The organism is Aeromonas crassostreae, assembly GCF_054052445.1.
In genome coordinates this window covers 58857-73783 of the sequence record NZ_JBSTYM010000013.1, presented here as the reverse complement: position 1 = coordinate 73783, position 14927 = coordinate 58857, and the positions used below count along the sequence as shown (strand labels likewise).

The 14927-nt window shown below is 49.4% G+C and carries 14 protein-coding genes; all 14 read left to right on the top strand.

Annotation, left to right across the window (positions count from 1 at the left end; translation table 11 throughout):
- The first annotated feature begins 7 nt into the window (after positions 1-7).
- Positions 8-1234, top strand: coding sequence for a glycosyltransferase family 2 protein (locus tag ACW5W4_RS11935; protein WP_456689508.1), 1227 nt, complete (start codon positions 8-10; stop codon positions 1232-1234).
- Between the two features lie 42 nt (positions 1235-1276).
- A complete protein-coding gene (locus ACW5W4_RS11930; protein ID WP_456689507.1) occupies positions 1277-2011 on the top strand; it encodes a hypothetical protein in 735 nt (244 codons plus the stop codon).
- A gap of 2 nt (positions 2012-2013) precedes the next feature.
- Positions 2014-2988, top strand: coding sequence for an NAD-dependent epimerase/dehydratase family protein (locus ACW5W4_RS11925; RefSeq protein WP_456689506.1), 975 nt, complete (start codon positions 2014-2016; stop codon positions 2986-2988).
- A 60-nt stretch (positions 2989-3048) separates the two neighbouring features.
- Positions 3049-4215, top strand: coding sequence for a nucleotide sugar dehydrogenase (locus ACW5W4_RS11920; RefSeq protein ID WP_456689505.1), 1167 nt, complete (start codon positions 3049-3051; stop codon positions 4213-4215).
- Positions 4216-4327: 112 nt separating this feature from the next.
- Positions 4328-5620: a hypothetical protein gene (locus ACW5W4_RS11915; RefSeq protein WP_456689504.1), complete on the top strand. Its 1293-nt coding sequence runs from the start codon at positions 4328-4330 to the stop codon at positions 5618-5620.
- A 302-nt stretch (positions 5621-5922) separates the two neighbouring features.
- A complete protein-coding gene (locus ACW5W4_RS11910) occupies positions 5923-6303 on the top strand; it encodes a hypothetical protein (RefSeq protein WP_456689503.1) in 381 nt (126 codons plus the stop codon).
- An 82-nt stretch (positions 6304-6385) separates the two neighbouring features.
- Positions 6386-7291: a glycosyltransferase family 92 protein gene (locus tag ACW5W4_RS11905; protein ID WP_456689502.1), complete on the top strand. Its 906-nt coding sequence runs from the start codon at positions 6386-6388 to the stop codon at positions 7289-7291.
- 89 nt (positions 7292-7380) lie between these two features.
- Complete coding sequence (locus tag ACW5W4_RS11900; protein ID WP_456689501.1) at positions 7381-9396, top strand: glycosyltransferase family 2 protein; 2016 nt, start codon at positions 7381-7383, stop codon at positions 9394-9396.
- Entirely contained in the window at positions 9384-10406 is a 1023-nt protein-coding gene (locus ACW5W4_RS11895; protein WP_456689500.1) for a glycosyltransferase family 1 protein, read from the top strand. Before ACW5W4_RS11900 ends, ACW5W4_RS11895 begins: the two co-directional genes overlap by 13 nt.
- A gap of 68 nt (positions 10407-10474) precedes the next feature.
- Positions 10475-11257 (top strand): methyltransferase domain-containing protein, encoded by a 783-nt coding sequence (locus ACW5W4_RS11890; protein ID WP_456689499.1) that lies wholly within the window; start codon positions 10475-10477, stop codon positions 11255-11257.
- Positions 11258-11282: 25 nt separating this feature from the next.
- Positions 11283-12368 (top strand): dTDP-glucose 4,6-dehydratase, encoded by a 1086-nt coding sequence (rfbB, locus tag ACW5W4_RS11885; protein WP_456689498.1) that lies wholly within the window; start codon positions 11283-11285, stop codon positions 12366-12368.
- The gene (rfbD, locus tag ACW5W4_RS11880; protein WP_456689497.1) at positions 12368-13255 is read left to right on the top strand and encodes a dTDP-4-dehydrorhamnose reductase; all 888 of its coding nucleotides are present in this window, start codon (positions 12368-12370) and stop codon (positions 13253-13255) included. The genes rfbB and rfbD overlap by 1 nt, the downstream gene beginning before the upstream one ends.
- Before the next feature lie 119 nt (positions 13256-13374).
- Entirely contained in the window at positions 13375-14247 is an 873-nt protein-coding gene (gene rfbA / locus ACW5W4_RS11875; RefSeq protein WP_456689496.1) for a glucose-1-phosphate thymidylyltransferase RfbA, read from the top strand.
- 48 nt (positions 14248-14295) lie between these two features.
- A complete protein-coding gene (gene rfbC / locus ACW5W4_RS11870) occupies positions 14296-14847 on the top strand; it encodes a dTDP-4-dehydrorhamnose 3,5-epimerase (protein WP_368203875.1) in 552 nt (183 codons plus the stop codon).
- Positions 14848-14927 lie beyond the last annotated feature (80 nt).

Here is a 14927-nt window from a genome sequence, read left to right as displayed (position 1 = left end):
CAATAGAATGTTTTGTATAGGTGCAATTTTTAAAAATGAAGGACCTTATATCCTAGAATGGATTGCATATCACAAAGCCATAGGTGTAGATAGGTTTTACATAGTAGATAATATCAGTAATGATGGGTCTTCAGAATTACTTTGCAATTTACACTCATCTGGAATAATTACTAGAATTGAATACAAAAATGAACCTGGAATAAAACCTCAACTTCCAGCATACAAGAAAATAATAAATAACCTGAAGAGCGATGACAAATTCATAGCATTTATCGATGCTGACGAGTTCCTTTACCCAAGTGATATAGATAAAGGTATCGAACCCCTGATAAATGTTTTCAGTGATCCCGATATTGGTGCTATAGCTTTAAATTGGGCCATCTATGGCTCCTCTAATTGTATACTGCCTCGTAGTGATTCACTTGTAATTGAACTTTTTGAACATAGAGCAGTTCAGAACTTCCCTGCAAACAACCACTATAAATCAGTAATTAGAAAAGAATCGCTGATTGATACTGGAGAAAATGCACATTATTTCAAGATTGATGGGAAATATGTTCTTTCTGATTTGAGCGACATGAATACTTTGACTGGTCTGAGCCAGAGTGTTTCTTGGGATAAATGTAGAATCAACCATTACGTTATAAAGTCAAAAATGGAATTTTTTTCAAAAAAAGCAGCTAGGGGTCGGCCTTCTGGAAAAAATTCTGATTTGAACGGAAGGTTCTTCAAAAACCATGATATTAACACGGTACGAGAGCAGTACCCACACGTCTTTATTTCCAAAGTAAAAGACAATATAGATAATATAAAGAAAGCCATTTCATATAAAAGTGAACCTTGTGATATCCAGTCTCTTTATCGCTCAAGTGATAATAATGGCTTATCTTGCATTGATAGTATTTCCCTTAATGGAAGCACAGTTTTAATTAGTGGCTGGGCCGTCTCTGGAAATAAGAGCCCACTTTCTGGGATTAAAGTCATAATAAATAACAATAGCTATATAAACAATCTATCCTATAGTAATATATCTAGACATGACGTATGCCAGCATGGAATATCAAATGATTCTAACTGTGGTTTTCATATATCTTTAGATATGCAGGAAGTATTTGTAGATGGAATCAGAGATATCGCTATATATGCTTTGGACGGTTCAGGAAAATCAATTTGTGAAATCGACATAAATAAACACAAAAACACTTTAAGAGAGTTATTCCACAATTTATCATGATAATGATAACATCATGCATGAACAGCTTTCAGGTAATCATGAATGAATAACGTTAAATGTATTTTTTATTTTGCATACTTCGGTTCTGAAAATGAAATAGATGATGTTATACAATCTCGTGCTGACTATATAGAAAAACAACTACTATTCCTTTCAAAACAGTGCAATGAAAACAATGTAAATATGCGATTTATTGTTGCGACAATACCTGAAAGGTTATATTCAACCTTACTTTACATAGCAAAAAAATACGACTTCTTCATCTACAGCAAATATATACAGCAAGTCAATAACTATGAACACAATGGTATTCTATCATGTATTGAGTTTGCAAAAAAAAATCCAGACACTTTAATTTTCTACTGTCATTCTAAAGGGTCAGCAAACAACAACGAACTATCTATGGGGATATTCAAATACCATGTTCAAAAAAACTTATCATGGGACTTGACGTATTTACTGATGAACGATGACATATATAAGGCTGGTCTGTTTCCCTCAAAAGGAGGCTGGTTGTGGCATAACTTTTTCTGGGTCAAATCAAGCTACTTGAGAAATAAAACACTTAAACCTGATGGAACGCGTCATTATTATGAGTCATTTATTGGAGATAAGGGGCTATCGCAAGCTTACACTCATGTAGTGTCAACACTCCCCAGAGATTTTTTCAATGTTCAAGATGAACTTACAAAAAATGACTTCTATGAAGCCTATAGTATCAACAAATGTGGTTTCTTGAATCGAGAGTTTCGCCGTCTTGGTAAAGATATGGAGTAACAATGTCTTATAAAGTACTAATAACAGGTGCGGCTGGATTTATTGGTCATGCGCTATGTCAACAGCTGTTAAAAAATGGCAACTATGACATCGTAGGGATTGATAATATCAATGACTACTATTCCACCGACCTTAAATATGCCCGACTGGCAACGTTACAAGGCAAGCAAAATTTTACCTTTTATCAAGCAGACATTGCAGATGATATTGCTCTTAACGAGCTTTTTGAGCAGCACCAATTTGACTATGTGGTTAATCTTGCAGCCCAAGCAGGCGTCAGATATTCCATTGAAAACCCCAAAGCTTATACAGCCAGTAATCTTGTTGGGTTTGCCAATATTCTAGAGGCTTGCCGCCACCACAAAATAAAACACCTCGTCTTTGCCAGTTCATCCAGCGTATATGGGAGAAATGAAAAAGTACCTTTCTCAGAGGATGATCGCGTTGACTTCCCGGTGAGTTACTATGCGGCGACCAAGAAGGCAAATGAGGTTATGGCTGCAAGCTACTCCCATCTTTATAATATGCCTATCTCTGGTCTTCGTTTCTTTACTGTCTACGGCCCCTGGGGTCGCCCCGACATGGCGCCCTGGCTATTTACAGATGCTATCTTGCATAACCGTCCCATTAAAGTATTCAACAATGGTAATATGTTGAGGGACTTCACTTATATCGACGATATCGTCGAAGGGATTGTAAGACTACTTGTAACACCACCTCAAAAAGCGCTACCTTTTGAAATATACAACATCGGTAATAACAACCCTGAAAAATTGTCTAACTTTATCAAAGCCATAGAAAGTGCTTGTGGAGTACAGGCCGAGAAGATTCATTATCCAATGCAAGATGGTGATGTGCCTATGACATATGCAGACACTGATAAATTGAATAAAGCCGTAGGCTTCTCTCCTGACACTAATCTGCAAACAGGTATAAATAGTTTCGTTGAGTGGTTCAAAAATTATCATAACTTATAAGCCCCTCTATCTTGATGTAAAAACCCTAACATCACGTTTGTATTCAATAAGCGAAAAAATATGAACATTACCATTGCAGGCACCGGCTATGTCGGCCTTTCCAATGCGGTACTCTTGGCTCAACACCATCAAGTCATTGCCCTGGATGTGATTCCTGAAAAGGTTGAACAGATTAACCGGCGTCAATCCCCCATCGCGGATAAGGAGCTGGAAGAGTATCTGGCCAGCAAGCCGCTTAATCTCAAGGCAACGCTGGATAAATTCGAGGCCTATGAAGCGGCCGACTTTGTGATTATCGCCACCCCCACCGATTACGATCCCGAGACCAACTACTTCAATACCGGTACGGTCGAGGCGGTGATCCGCGACGTGATGGCCATCAACCCGCAAGCGGTGATGGTGATCAAATCCACCATTCCGGTGGGCTTTACCGAGCGGATGCGCAGCGAATTGGGGACCGAGAATTTGATCTTCTCCCCCGAGTTCCTGCGCGAAGGCCGGGCGCTCTATGACAACCTGCACCCTTCGCGCATCGTGGTGGGCGAGCGCAGCGAGCGGGCCCAACGCTTTGCCGAATTGCTGCAAGGAGGCGCCATCAAGCAGGATGTGCCCGTGCTGCTGACCGGCAGCACCGAGGCCGAGGCCATCAAGCTCTTTGCCAACACCTATCTGGCAATGCGGGTGGCCTATTTCAACGAGCTGGACACCTATGCCCAGGCCCATGGCCTCGACAGCCGCCAGATCATCGAAGGCATCGGGCTGGATCCGCGCATCGGCAGCCACTATAACAACCCCTCCTTTGGCTATGGCGGTTACTGCCTGCCCAAGGACACCAAGCAGTTGCTGGCCAACTACAGTCAGGTGCCCAACAACCTGATCCGCGCCATCGTCGATGCCAATACCACCCGCAAGGACTTTATTGCCGACAGCGTCATTCATCGCAACCCCAAGGTAGTCGGTATCCACCGTCTGGTGATGAAGGCGGGCTCGGACAACTTCCGATCGTCCGCCATCCAGGGGATCATGAAGCGGATCAAGGCCAAGGGGATCGAAGTGGTGATCTTCGAGCCCACCTTCAAGGAAGAGACCTTCTTCCACTCCCGGGTCATCCGCAGCCTGGAAGAGTTCAAGGCCGTGAGCGACGTTATTCTGTGCAATCGCATGGCCGCTGAGCTGGTCGATGTCACCGACAAGGTCTATACGCGGGATCTTTTCGGATCTGACTGATGGTAAGCCAGACCCTGCATACCCCAGCCATCACCAAGGTGATCTGGCTGGGGAGCACTATGACAAGGCATGATTTTGAGCACTGATATGTCAGATGTGATGACCAAACAGATTGAAGGTCATCCCGTTGCAACATGGGGTTGCCGGTCTGATATTTGCCATTGACACTCCCAGACCCGAAGAGATCACTCTCTTTACCTCTTCGATGCTCAAGCTGTCAGGATGGGTACTGCACAATAAAAAATCCGTAGACATAGTGGTCAGGCATCAGCACGGTGAACATATCTTTAAGTGCAACAGAGTCAGGCTTGACGTACTCAAAAAACGCGATATGGATGCCGATGCACTCTGCGGTTTTCTTATTCCCATCGCTTTTTCTGGCGGCTTTGATGTCGGTTTTATTGTCGAGGATAAGATAGCCTGGGTGGCAAGGGTGGATATCATGCCTGCAGCAAAAGTACTGTTTGGCAAATCAGGTCACCTCTTTTTGGACAATGACCACAATCACAGCGTGGCGCAATTTATCGGGCGTGAGTTGATATCCGACCTGATCCTCTCGTTGTGGCAAGGCTATTTCTCTGCGCTCAATCACTGCGTGGATAACTGCCGGGCCAAACGTGTCTTTATGCTGGCGCCCGCCAAGGAGCTGGTGCTGCCACACTGTTATCCACACCCAAAGGCGGACATTACGCCGGTGGAGCAGTTTCTCGTTCACTTCCAGCGAGAAGATATCATCTATCCGAAAGAAGCACTGGGTCATGCTGGCGACGCCACCTATGCAAAGCAGGATACCCACTGGACCGACTATGGTGCCGGCATCGCCGTGGACCATATGCTGCGCAAGCTCGGCCTGCCCTTGGAAGAGCCCTTCCCCTTTGCCTTTCGCATTATCAAGGACGCGGGGGATCTTGGCGTGAAGCTTTCAACGCCGACCGACCAAACGCTCATGAAGGCGGATTTTTCCCCCGCCCTCCAGCATCTGGTCTTTGACAACCGCCTAAAAAGCAGGGGCTTGCTCCAGGTCTTTCAGCACCCAGAGGCACCCTTGCCGCACAAGGTTATCGTGTTTGGCGACTCCTTTGCCTACAACATGATCCCTTATCTCGCCAATGCGTTTGCCAGAGTGGTCTATGTCTTGTCGGGGGCCAGCATCGATGACGAAATTGTGGCCCATGAGCAACCCGACCTGGTCATCTGCGAGATCACCACTCGCTTTCTGGTAGAAGCTCCTGAGTCGAACTATTCGGTCTCACACGATTGCAAACGAAAAATACTCACCCTCTCGGCCTTGGAGCGGGCGGATTATCTTCACACCTTGCAGACGAACGATGAGAAGCACGTTTTTTATATCCAAAAGACGATCGCCGAGCTGGATGCGCCAGCGCTCCCGTCACTGGCCGGATAAACTGACGGCGAGATATTGTGCAACAAGAGGGTCGGCACGGCCTGCCTGAACGAATGCCGCCAGCTACTGAGTGAGCTGCGCCACAAGATAAGCAAGGAAATGGCCTGAGGATGACAACGCCCCCCCGGGTTGGGGTAGACTCTCCGTACCAAAGGGAGGTCTGCTTGCGCAGCCCAAGTATGGCGTCGAGGCTGTCTCGCCTTTGAGCAAAGGGGCGATGAGTGGAGGATGGCAGATATTGTCTGGACTCTTGCAAGAGGCGCCCCCCCACAACAATAAAATGACACGAGTATCAAAACCGGATGACAATCTCTTACACCCTGACGACATCGCCACTGATTACCCAGAGTGGGCAGTTGCGCTGGCATATGGATTCCCCCTCACGCAAGGAACCATTCACCCTCACCCATGGTCGCATCGCACTTCAGGGCTGGTTGCTGGCACAAGGAGAAACCTCTCCCCGGCTGGCCATCAAGACGGGCACGGCGACATATAGCTTTGCGTTCAATGTCAAACGCCCTGACGTTGTCTCTGCCATCTTGCAACAACCCGCAGACAATCATCCCAGATTGTGCTGCGGCTTCAATATCACCGTGCCCTTCTCTGACCGTATCACCCTGGGGTTGGAGTCTGATGGCCTCATTACCTGGTTGGAGGAGCTGACGTTCTCCCCCACCATATAAGAACAACTGCACTACTTTGTGCCGGTCTTCCTCTATCGCGTGATAGCCGGCACTGCATCCTGATTATCAGCTGGACGATAAATTGAACCTCTATATTGCTGCCATCATTAAAGATGAATATTCAGGTCTGCTTGAGTGGATTGCCTTCCACCGAGTATTAGGCGTGACCGGATTTATTATTGCCGACAATGGTAGCCGAGACGGTAGTACAGAACTGCTTGCCTCTCTCGCCAAATTGGGGATTGTGAGCACATTTGAGCAGCCCGATCTGGATAATCAAAAGCCGCAATTGCCTGCCTACGAGCGTATTTTGCGAAGCTGTCCACCTGGGGTCGATCTGCTTGCCTTTATCGATGCCGATGAGTTTTTATTGCCGTTGACCAATGAAGTCTCATTGACTGATTTTCTTGCCTCCCGCTTTCAGGATGAGAGCGTCAGTGCCCTCGCCCTGAATTGGTCCAATTTTGGTTCTAATGGTGAACTGTTTGCCGAAGATGGCTTGGTAACCGAGCGTTTTACCAAGCGTGCACCGCAGCCTTTCAATGTTCACCACAATTTTAAAAGCATTGTCAGGCCACTGCGGGTGAATCGTTTTCATAACCCCCACTACGCTGACTTGCGTTATGGCCGTTATATCGATGCACAGGGCAATGATTTGGTACTGCATCCCAAGCATGGCAACGGGGTCAGTGCCGAGGTGCTTTGGAGCGGGGTGCGCGTCAACCACTATGCCGTCAAATCGCTGGAAGAGTTTCTGCTCGGCAAACATCTGCGGGGCAGTGCGGCCACCGCGAACCGGGTCAAACACAAGGCCTATTTCAAGGCTCATGATCGCAACGATGAGACTTGTCTGCTTGCCGCCGCCCTGGCCCCCAGGGTAAAGGCGGAAATGGCCGCCCTTGGCGAGCGACTGGCAACCCTGCCCGCCGACGAGGCGACGTCTGCTCGCTCCTGGCTCGGTACCAAAATGAAGAAATGGATGGGCTGACATCGCCATATTGCGCTTCTCTTGCCCATGTTTGTCGCCACCCCTGTGGCCAGACTGGGAACTCTCTTCTTTAGATTGTGAATGTTGTTATGCATAGCGATGGCCATTGGCAGCCCTTGACGCTGCCAGACTCTTTTTTGTTGCGATCTGGCTGGCTCTTTATTCAGGGCAAGGTGCACGCTCGCCAGCCACGGGGAGAAACCCGGTTGCGCTGGCAATGCCGCCAAGGGCACTGGCATGCACAGATACTGCCTATCACCCGCCGTGGCACCTTGCAAGAAGTGGTCTATCTCCCCATGGGGGCTTGCCAACTCACCCTGTCGGCGAGCAGTGAGGGGGCCGATTGCCAGGTTGAGATCACTCAGATTCGTCAAATCTCCCCTATCGAGAGCCTCTGGCGGCGCCTGCGCCGGGTGTGGCCCTTCTATGGGCGGCTGAATGCTCAAAAGCGCAGGCGACTGGGGTTACCCTGGCACCTGTGGTTCACCAATCTTCCTCTGGCATATGAGCTGGTTGGCAAACTGCGTGATGACAGACCCCTACACGCCTACGAGCATTGGCTGGCCAGCTTCGATGCCTTGCTGCCGGGCGATCGCCAGCTCATCAACCGCTTGCTGGGTCGCTGGGGCGAGTTGCCCCCTGTCTGCTTGTACCTGGTGGGTGAGGGAGATGCTGCTGCCCGGCAGCGCACCCTTGCCAGTATCGAGGCGCTCTGCTACCCGGCAACTCATATCACTTTGCTGGAGCCAGGCGTGGACAGGCCTGAGTCGGAGCACACTGCCGAAATCTGGCATTGGGCCATCCCAGTTGGGGCAGAGATCGCGCCTGCAGCGCTCTTTTGGGTTGCCCATCAGCTACGGCTAACGCCGGATGCAAAATGGATCTACGGGGATCACGATCTGCTGGATGACAGTGGCAAACGCCACTCTCCCCACTTCAAACCGGATTGGAATGAAACACTGCTGCACGGCCAGAACTACATCGGCTGGTGTTCGCTATGGCAGGGGCAAAAGGCGCCTCTCGTGCCTGCCGATCGAGTCAGTTGCCATCACAGGTGGCTACAACTTGCCCGGCAGTTGGATGCCGAACAGATAGCACATATTCCGGTGCTGATGATGCATCTACCCACCCAGAGTGAGGATGACCATGAGCTGATCGCTCAGGCGAGCCAAGCGATGCCTTCGGGCGTGACGATCTCCCCTGCTCCCCATGGGATCTGCCGCTGGCACTGGCCATTGCCAGCCCAATTGCCTCGGGTATCGGTGATCATCCCCACCCGCAATGGCCTGGCTCATCTCAAGCCCTGCATCGACAGCCTGGTACGGCAGACACGCTACCCCAATCTGGAAATCCTGGTGATGGACAACCAGAGTGACGAGGCCGAGACCCTGGCCTATCTAGCCCATGCCGCCCAGGAATACGGGGTACGGGTGATCCCTTATGACCATCCATTCAACTATTCGGCCATTAACAATGCGGCCGTGAACCAGGCCAGTGGTGATGTCATCTGCCTGCTTAACAACGACACCGAAGTCATGAACCCGAGCTGGCTGGAAGAGATGGTCTCCCATCTGCTGCGCCCAGGCGTCGGGGTGGTGGGCGCCAAGCTCTATTATGGCGATGGCCGGGTGCAGCATGGTGGTGATGCCGTTGGGCCAGGCGGCTGCGCCGACCACTTTCATACCGGTCTCACCGCCGATGCCCCTGGCTATCAGCGCCGGGCAGTCTGCGCACAGGAACTCTCTGCCGTCACCGCCGCCTGTCTACTGACTCATAGAGAGCTGTTTTTGTCGCTAGGCGGTCTGGATGAAATCAATCTGCCCGTTGCTTTCAACGATGTGGATTATTGCCTACGGGTTGGCGAGGCAGGCTGGCGAATCGTCTGGACCCCTTTTGCCGAGCTCTATCACCATGAATCGGTCTCTCGTGGCAAGGATGTGACACCGCAGCAGTTGGCACGTGCACAAAGGGAGCTGCATTATATGAAGAAACGCTGGGCGCAGCGGTTGAAACACGATCCTGCCTATAATCCCAACTTGAGTTATGACAGACCCGATTTTTCGTTAAGTCGTGCTCCCAATGTGGTGCTGCCATGGATGAAATGATAAGAAAAGTATTATTTAAAAAATACCGAAAATTAAATAAGAAAGAACACGGCCTTAGCTCAATATTACACGGGACTTGTCGGCGGGTTATTATTTTCCATGAAGGTAGTTCACCAACGTTAGCCTACTTTCATCAGAGCATATCCGCACAATTTAAAAATGTTGATGTCATATTAAAAGACGGAAACGATCTAAATCATTTATCAATCCAACCTGATGATGCGATTGTCATCGTCAGGTTTATATCCTCACACTGGCAAGCCAGAATTGAGAAGGATATTGATAAGCTGTCAAGAATCATTTATTTCATGGATGATGACCTGCTGGATCCCGCAGCCTTGCAGCGCTTACCCAAAGAATATCGCAAGAAAATACTACGCCGAGCCTCGACTCAACACAGGTGGATAACAGCCTATTGTGATGAGTTCTGGGTATCAACGCCTTACCTAAGAAATAAATATTCTCATTTCGATCCAAAAATTATCAACCCGACACCATCCAGCACACTACTTGAGCATACACCTATGCTTAGAGTTGCATATCATGGTACTAGCTCTCATCGGGATGAGAAAATATGGCTATATGATGTTATCAGCCAAGTAATGACCCTCTGCCAAAATGTCACGTTTGAGATATTTGGTGAGCATGACATACATAAACTCTATCGAAATACACCTAGAGTGACTGTACTTCACCCCATGTCTTGGGAAAATTACTTGGTATATACTCAGACTCAGCGTATAGATATCGGTTTGGCCCCCTTACTTGACTCTGCCTTTAATGCGGGGCGGGGACCTGTTAAATTTTATGATTTTGTTCGGATGGGTGCTGCCGGTATTTATAGCAATCGAGCTCCATACAGAGGGGTTGTGACACAAAATGTTAATGGAATTTTACTTGAAAATGATATCTCATCATGGGTTAATGCAATAAAAACTCTTGCCCAGCATCATGAAAAGCGTACTCAGCTGGCCACGAATGCAAAGAAAGCTGCAATGCGTCTTCTCTAAATTTTTATTTAGATACTAATGCTACCTATCATTCTTAATGGAAAGTTCAGTTCATATAAAAGGATATCATGCACCCATCAGCTTTATATTTTGGCAAGAAATTTTTCGATACTTACATTAATGACACCCATGAACCAGTTAATATAATCGAAATAGGTTCACAGGATGTTAATGGTAGCATCAGGGACTTCTTCGTATGCAAAGAGAACGTCTCTTATATCGGCCTTGACTTTACCCAAGGAAAAGGTGTCGATGTTTTGATCAGCGATCCTTATCGACTCCCTGTGGAAGATGCGTCTACCGATGTCGTCGTAACCAGTTCCTGCCTTGAGCATTCAGAATTATTTTGGCTATCATTTAGTGAAATGCTAAGAATTTTGAAGCCCGGTGGTCTTATCTATATCAATGTCCCCAGCAACGGATATATACACAGATATCCTGTCGATTGTTGGCGATTTTACCCTGATTCAGGTAAAGCACTAGAGACATGGGGGCGTCGATGTGGTTATGGTGTGACACTATTGGAATCATTTACCAGCTCACAGTTTTCTAATCTGCCTGAAGATAGGTGGAGTGATTTTATCGCTGTTTTTGCCAAAGGTGACATCCGTGCAGACAACTTAAAGAGGATGTCCTTCTGTACTGACGTAAAGCTCAAAAACGTCTACACAAATATACATGGCGATCAAGACACCGATTTCACTCCCGAAGATTTTAAAATCCAAGAAAAATACAAGAATCAGGTTATAGACATTCAAAAAAGATTGGACTTGGTCGTTCAATCTTATGAGAATAAGCTCGCCAAAAAAGATATTGAAATCGAGCGACTTAAATCTTTATTGACCCCTTAAGCATAGAAAAACAGAGAGAAACGATATGAAAATCCTTGTGACTGGTGGTGCCGGTTTTATTGGTTCTGCCGTTGTTCGCCATATCATCCAGCATACCCAAGACTCAGTGGTCAATCTCGACAAGCTGACCTATGCGGGTAACCTGGAATCCCTGGCTGAGGTCTCAGGCAGCGAGCGTTATGCGTTCGAACAAGTGGATATCTGCAACCGCGCCGAGCTGGACCGGGTCTTTGCCGCGCATCAACCGGATGCCGTGATGCACCTGGCGGCGGAGAGCCACGTCGATCGCTCCATCACCGGACCTGCCGATTTCATCGAAACCAATATCGTCGGCACCTACATGCTGCTGGAAGCCGCCCGCACTTACTGGAATGGGCTGGATGAGGCGCGCAAGGCAGCCTTCCGCTTTCACCATATCTCCACCGACGAGGTATATGGCGACCTGCCTCATCCGGATGAGGCTGCCCCTGGCGAGGCCTTGCCGCTCTTTACCGAAACCACCCCTTATGCCCCGAGCAGCCCCTACTCTGCGTCCAAGGCCTCCAGCGACCACCTGGTGCGCGCCTGGCGTCGTACCTACGGCCTGCCGACCGTGGTCACCAACTGCTCCAACAACTACGGTCCCTATCACTTCCCCGAGAAACTGATCCCGCTGGTAATCCTCAATGCGCTGGATGGCAAGCCGCTGCCTGTGTATGGCAAGGGTGACCAGATCCGTGACTGGCTCTATGTGGAAGACCACGCCCGCGCCCTCTATACCGTGGTGACCACTGGGGTGATGGGCGAGACCTACAACATAGGTGGCCACAACGAGAAGCAGAACCTGGAAGTAGTCCACACCATCTGCGACCTGCTCGATGAGATGGTGCCGAAAGCGGGTTCCTATCGCGATCAAGTCACCTATGTGGCCGACCGCCCCGGTCACGACCGTCGTTATGCCATCGATGCCAGCAAGATGAGCGCCGAGCTGGATTGGCAACCACAAGAGACTTTCGAATCCGGCATCCGCAAAACCGTGCTGTGGTACCTGGAAAATCAGCAGTGGGTTAACAACGTCAAGAGCGGTGCCTATCAATCCTGGATCGAGCAAAACTACGGGGAGCGTGCCTGATGCATATTCTGTTGTTTGGTAAAAATGGCCAGGTAGGCTGGGAGTTGCAACGGGCATTGGCGCCGCTCGGTCTCGTCACCGCCGTCGATTTCGACTCCACCGATTATTGCGGTGACTTCAGCAATCCGGCCGGCGTGGCAGACACGGTGCGTCTGCTCAAGCCGGATGTGATTGTCAATGCTGCCGCCCACACGGCAGTCGACAAGGCCGAGAGCGAGCGGGAGTTTGCCGAGCTGCTCAATGCCACCAGTGTTGCAGCAATTGCCAAAGAAGCCGAGGCGTTGGGTGCCTGGTTGGTGCACTACTCCACTGATTATGTGTTCGATGGCAGTGGCGAACGTCCTTGGGTCGAGAGCGATGAGACAGCTCCGCTCAATGTCTATGGGGAGACCAAGTTGGCAGGAGAACAGGCGGCAGCGCTTTGTGCTCGCCATCTTATCTTCCGCACCAGCTGGGTGTATGCCGCCCGCGGTGCCAACTTCGCCAAGACCATGCTGCGCTTTGGCAAAGAGCGCAGCGAAATGTCGGTCATCAATGACCAGTTCGGCGCCCCGACCGGTGCCGAGTTGCTGGCTGATTGCACCGCTCATGCGATCCGAGTGGCGCAGAACAAGCCCGACGTTGCCGGGCTCTACCATCTGATTGCTTCCGGCACCACCACCTGGTTTGACTATGCCCATCTGGTGTTTGCCAAAGCGAGGGCTGCCGGGGTTGAACTAGCGGTCACGCAAGTCAACGCCGTACCGACCAGTGCGTTTCCAACGCCGGCCAAGCGCCCTCACAACTCGCGACTCGATACCACCAAGTTCCAGCGCACCTTCGATCTGGTGCTGCCGGATTGGACCGTCGGTGTCGAGCGGATGCTGACCGAGATCCTCGGCAAATAGAAAATAAACGTGATGTGGAAATATAACCCCACATCAACTGGGATAAACGCAAAATGAGTGTTATGTAAGCGCACTCACTTTGTTGGGTTACATAATTCAAAGATAAGAAATCAAGCACTATGACCAAGCATAAAGGTATTATTCTGGCCGGGGGCTCTGGCACCCGTCTCTATCCCGTCACCATGGCCGTCAGCAAACAGTTGCTGCCCATCTATGACAAACCGATGATCTACTACCCGCTGAGTACCCTGATGCTGGCGGGGATCCGCGATATCTTGATCATCAGCACGCCGCAAGATACGCCCCGCTTTGAGCAATTGCTGGGCGATGGCAGCCAGTGGGGCTTGAATCTGCAATACAAGGTGCAACCCAGCCCGGATGGCCTGGCACAAGCCTTTATTCTGGGGGAGGAGTTTATTGGCTCGGATCCCTGTGCCTTAGTGCTGGGCGACAACATCTTCTACGGCCACGACCTGCAAAAACAGTTGGAAGCCGCAGCGGCCAAACCCCATGGTGCAACCGTCTTCGCCTATCATGTGCACGATCCCGAGCGTTATGGGGTGGTGGAGTTTGACAGTCAAGGCACAGCTATCTCACTGGAAGAGAAACCGCTGGATCCGAAGAGCAACTATGCGGTGACAGGTCTCTATTTTTACGACAACAGTGTCGTCGAGATTGCCAAGAGTCTAAAGCCGTCGCCGCGTGGTGAACTGGAAATCACCGATGTCAACCGTATCTACTTGGAGCAAGGTAATCTGTCGGTGGCCATGATGGGCCGTGGTTATGCCTGGCTTGACACTGGTACTCATGAAAGCCTGATTGAAGCAAGCAACTTTATTCAGACCATTGAGCATCGCCAGGGATTGAAAGTAGCTTGCCCTGAAGAAATTGCTTTCCATAAGGGTTTTATCACTGCCGAGCAGGTGATAAAACTGGCTGAGCCGTTGAAAAAGAATGCCTACGGTCAGTATCTGTTGAAAATGCTGAAGTAATAAATTTCCATGGGGCTACATGCCCCATTTAATAATTAGGTTATCACTATGAATGTTATTCAAACCAAGATCCCGGACGTGTTCATTTTTGAGCCAAAAGTGTTTGGCGATGACCGTGGCTTTTTCTTTGAGAGTTTTAATCACCAACAATTCGAAGCGGCCATTGGCCGCAGCGTGACCTTTGTACAAGATAACCACTCCAAATCATCCAAAGGCGTATTACGCGGCTTGCACTATCAACTGCCTCCCCACGCCCAGGGGAAACTGGTGCGCTGCGTCGCGGGTGAGGTGTTTGATGTTGCAGTGGATATCAGGAAAAGCTCGCCGACATTTGGCCAATGGGTGGGTGTACATCTTTCTGGTGACAACAAACGTCAACTGTGGATCCCGGAAGGGTTCGCCCACGGTTTTGTTACATTGACTGACACTGCTGAGTTCTTATACAAAACCACCAATTATTATGCCCCCAGCAGTGATCGAGGCATTAAGTGGAATGATGACTCCATTGCAATTGAATGGCCGGCTCTGGATTGCGATATCATTACGTCCGCAAAAGACAGCGTTGCCAAGTCATTACTCGATGCAGACCTCTTTATCTGAATCCCACTCCCCGTCCCGATACGGGGAGTTTTCTACCGCGCAGAGCAAAAATGAAATTATTGACAGGTTCAAAAGGCATC